Annotated in this window: 3 protein-coding genes; 1 reads left to right on the top strand and 2 read right to left on the bottom strand. The window is 65.9% G+C overall.

The genetic code is table 11. The annotated features are described in order from the left end of the window. Together I53_RS03190 and I53_RS03195 are read right to left on the bottom strand one after the other, a co-directional pair. Window positions 1–539 (bottom strand): MFS transporter (locus I53_RS03190; protein WP_043346610.1); only part of this gene is annotated, 539 nt, incomplete at its 3' end. Window positions 540–678: 139 nt separating this feature from the next. Then, window positions 679–1182, bottom strand: a complete 504-nt coding sequence (locus I53_RS03195) for a flavin reductase family protein (RefSeq protein WP_043346606.1) — start codon at window positions 1180–1182, stop codon at window positions 679–681. Between the two features lie 339 nt (window positions 1183–1521). On the opposite strand from I53_RS03195, the gene I53_RS03200 reads away from it, so the two are divergent. Further along, window positions 1522–2415 (top strand): LysR family transcriptional regulator, encoded by an 894-nt coding sequence (locus I53_RS03200; RefSeq protein WP_043346609.1) that lies wholly within the window; start codon window positions 1522–1524, stop codon window positions 2413–2415. Window positions 2416–2425 lie beyond the last annotated feature (10 nt).

The following is a 2425-nucleotide window of genomic DNA, read 5'->3' on the forward strand; positions in this document are numbered from 1 at the left end:
ACGAGGACGGCCAGCAGCATGCCCAGCGGCGAGCCGAATTGCGGCCAGCTCCCGGCCAGGCCGCGCCGCTTGTTGAACTGACCCCACTCGGTCGCGACCGCGATGGCCCCGCCCCACTCGCCGCCGACCCCGACGCCCTGCAGGATCCGCAGGGTGGTCAGGGCGACGGCCCCCCAGATGCCGATCGAGTCGTAGGTCGGGATCAGGCCGATGAGGACGGTGCTCACCCCCATCAGCATCAGCGTGACCACGAGCGTGGCCTTGCGGCCGATCCGGTCGCCGAAATGTCCGAAGATCGCCGCCCCGAAGGGACGGGCCACGAAGCCGAGGAAGAAGGTCGAGAAAGAGAGGAGCGTCGCGGCGAACGGGTCATGCGACGGGAAGTAGAGCTTCCCGAAGACGAGCGCGGCGACGAGACCGTAGAGGTAGAAGTCGTACCACTCGATCATCGTGCCGATCGTGGCGGCGATCACGGCGCGACGCGCGTGCTTCGCCTGACCCGGATCCAATCCGGGCCGGCTGTCTTCTGCAGAGGCCATCGTTTCCACCCTCGTGTTGGCGTCTTGAGCGATTGCGCTCTCTTCTTCTTGGTGCAGATCCTTTTGGGGCCACGCTGCTCTCCGGCCGGTTCCCGTCGGCGTCACGGGCCGGCTGCGTCGGGAGAGGATCGGGTCGCCGTCAGGCGTAGTGCAGGGCCATGTCCTCCAGACGGCAGAAGCGACCCTCGTGGTAGAGGAGCGGAGACTTGCTCGCGACCGCGCAGGTCACGATGCGCCCGATGAAGATCGTATGCGTGCCGAAATCCGTCTCCTGCACGACGGCGCATTCGAGCGTCGCGTCGGCGTCGCGGATCAGGGGACAGCCGGTCTGGCCGATCCGATGGTCGATGTCGGCGAACGGATCCGGCTTCTTGGCGGCGAAGTGCCCGGCCAGCTCCTCCTGATCGCTCGACAACACGTTAACGGCGAAGGTGCCGGATCGACTGATCACCGGATGCGAGCGGTTCGACTTGTTGACGATGACGAGCAGGCTCGGCGGATCGGCCGAGACGCTGCAGACGGCGGTAGCGGTCATGCCGTTCATCACAGCCCCGTCGGCAGAGGTGATGACGTTCACGGAGGCCGCGAACCGCCGCATCACCGACTTGAACTGATCTCCCGATATGCTCTGGGACGGGATCATCACAACACATCCTTCCTGCGATCACGGCGCGCGCAGCATTCGGCCGGTCCCGCAATCCACGCGACAGGCCGGGCAAGCGATGGAGCGGTTGCTCTGACCGGCGATCATCTCGACGAACGACACGATAGCGCTGGCAGCACACGAAAAAAGCGAATTATTCCGCAGGCAAACGTTCGAAAATGTCGAACCGTCGTGTCATCGTTGACGCCCGATCGATATTTTGCAGGACTGGGATCAGGTTGCTAGGCCTGATCCGGCCCGTCCCGCGCGCCTCCAGATTGGCGGGCTCTCTCCCCGTAGATCCCGAAGAGACTACACGGTCATCAAGGCTGCTCGGTCGTGAACATCAAACAGCTCGAGACCTTCCTCGAGATCGCGCGGTGCGGAAGCTTTACGGCCGCCGCGGACCGTCTGAACGCGACGCCGTCGACGATCTCGGCCCGGATCCAGGACCTGGAGCTGGATCTCGGCGTCTCCCTCTTCGACCGCTCGCAGCGGCGGGTCCGGCTGACCGCCAAAGGCCGGGAGCTGCAGGTCTATGCCGAGCGCGCCATCGCAGCCTGCGCTGAAATTCGGACGCGGGTCGGCAGCGGCGACGCCCTGTCCGGCCTCGTCCGGCTCGGCGTGGCCGAACTGGTCGCGGTGACGTGGCTCCCGCATTTCGTGGACCTCATCCATCGATCCTATCCGCGCCTGACCCTGGAATTGCAGGTCGCCCTGACGGCCGATCTCCAGACCCTGATGGCGAATGGCGAGATCGACATGGCGCTGATGCCGGGCACGCGCTTCGACCCGCACCTCGCCACGCGCTCCCTCGGACAGGTGCGCTTCGCCTGGATGGCGGGCCGCGGCCTCGATCTTCCGAACCGCAGAATCGAGCCTGCGGACTTCCGGGCGATCCGCATCCTGTCGCTCGGCAAGAACAGCTTCCATCATCGAACCGTGGAGCATTGGCTCAACGAACGGGGCGACGCGCCGCGCGTCGTCGATCTCTGCAACAGCATGGGCGCCGTCGCCTCCCTGACGCAGGCCGGCGTGGGCGTCAGCCTTCTCCCGATCCAATGCTACCGGGCCGAGATCGCATCCGGTGCCCTGCGAGTTTTGGAGACCTGCCCGGAGGGGCCGCTGGTGGAATTCTTCGCCGTCTACGCGGCGGACGCGACAACGACCATTCCGCGCCTGCTCACCGACCTCGCGGCGGCGTCGAGCACGTTCGAGGACGCTCTTGGCTAAATGCGCAGCT

The sequence above is a fragment of the Methylobacterium sp. B1 genome, from assembly GCF_000333255.1.
GTDB lineage: Bacteria > Pseudomonadota > Alphaproteobacteria > Rhizobiales > Beijerinckiaceae > Methylobacterium > Methylobacterium fujisawaense.

What these genes read in the sequence shown, in the direction of transcription:
- I53_RS03195 (WP_043346606.1), bottom strand. Translation starts at nt 1,182, where the DNA reads ATGATCCCGTCCCAGAGCATATCGGGAGATCAGTTCAAGTCGGTGATG.